The sequence below is a fragment of the Caenimonas koreensis DSM 17982 genome (assembly GCF_009646335.1).
GTDB lineage: Bacteria > Pseudomonadota > Gammaproteobacteria > Burkholderiales > Burkholderiaceae_C > Ramlibacter > Ramlibacter koreensis.
The window spans coordinates 1-1,405 of sequence record NZ_WJBU01000039.1 but is presented as its reverse complement, the minus strand read 5'-3'; the positions used below and the strand labels follow the sequence as shown (position 1 = coordinate 1,405).

General features: G+C 62.6%; 1 pseudogene and 1 other annotated feature. The pseudogene reads right to left on the bottom strand.

Going from position 1 to position 1,405, the window contains the following annotated elements:
- Positions 1-159: 159 nt before the first annotated feature.
- Positions 160-1,352 (bottom strand): annotated as a pseudogene (locus GHT07_RS21215) (IS3 family transposase); the annotation flags it as partial.
- Positions 961-1,077: a sequence feature (AL1L pseudoknot), on the bottom strand. Its footprint overlaps the pseudogene before it by 117 nt.
- Positions 1,353-1,405 lie beyond the last annotated feature (53 nt).

The window sequence follows — 1,405 nt, the reverse complement described above, 5'->3', positions numbered from 1 at the left end:
TGAACCGCCCCGGGTTTCGAGGAGACCGGTTGATGTAAGTCAGACCTGCATGGTCTGCTGAATTCGGCTCTTGTATTTTCCTTTCTTTAAGCCCCCCGCAGGGGCCGCCGGAGGCCCCCCGGTTGGACCGATGTATTCATCGTTCAACCCGCGTTGTGCGCGCCAGTAGTTCGCCTCGGCTTCGGCCGGCGGGATGTAGCCGATCGATTCGAGCAAACGATGGTGGTTGAACCACGAGACCCATTCGAGCGTTGCAATCTCGAGCGCCTCGCGGGTCTTCCAAGGTGCACGGCGATGGATCAATTCGGCCTTGTACAGCCCGTTGATCGTCTCGGCCAGCGCGTTGTCGTAGCTGTCGCCTTTGCTGCCCACCGAAGGCTCGATTCCGGCTTCAGCCAGCCGCTCGGTATAGCGGATCGACACGTATTGCGAGCCCCTGTCGGAGTGATGGACCAGATCGCCTTCGCGCTCGCCACGCCGCGCGTACAGCGCCTGCTCCAGCGCATCGAGCACAAAGTCGGTGTGCATCGAGGAGCTCACTCGCCAGCCGACGATGCGCCGGGCGAACACGTCGATCACGAAGGCCACGTACACAAAGCCTTGCCAAGTCGAGACGTAGGTGAAGTCGCTGACCCACAGCTGGTTGGGTCGCTCGGCGCGGAACTGTCGGTTGACGCGGTCCAGCGGGCATGGCGCCTTCGTGTCCGGCACGGTGGTGCGCACGCGCTTGCCTCGCATCGCACCTTGCAGTCCCAGCTTGCGCATGAGCCTCTCGACCGTGCAGCGCGCCACTTCGATGCGCTCGCGATTGAGTTGCTTCCAGACCTTGTCAGCACCGTACACGCGCATGTTGGCGTTCCACACGCGCTCGATCTCGGGCATCAACTTCGCATCGCGCCGGCGCCTGGGCGGGCTCACAGCCGAATCGCGTCGGCGTGCTGCTTCGCGCCAATATGCCGACGGGGCGATCTGCAACGTCTTGCAGATCGGCTCGACCCCGAAGCGCGAGCGATGCTCGTCCACGAATGGCATTACGACTTCAAGCGGCGGTCGAGCTCCGCCTGGGCGAAATACGCGCCGGCCAACTTCAAGATCTCGTTGGCACGGCGCAACTCGCGCACCTCGCGCTCGAGTTCTTTGACGCGCTGCTGGTCGGCCGTCGTGAGCCCTTCGCGCGCGCCACTGTCACGCTCGCCCTGGCGCACCCAGCGAAGTAGCGTCTGCGGCGTGCAGCCGATCTTGGTCGCGATGGATTCAATCGCCGCCCATTGCGACGGGTATTGGTCCTTGGCGTCGAAGACCATGCGTACTGCACGATCCTGCACCTCGGGTGAAAACTTTGACTTCCTCATAATGGCTCAATCTTCTCAAATGAAAGAGCCTCCTCAAATACCGGGGCGGTTCA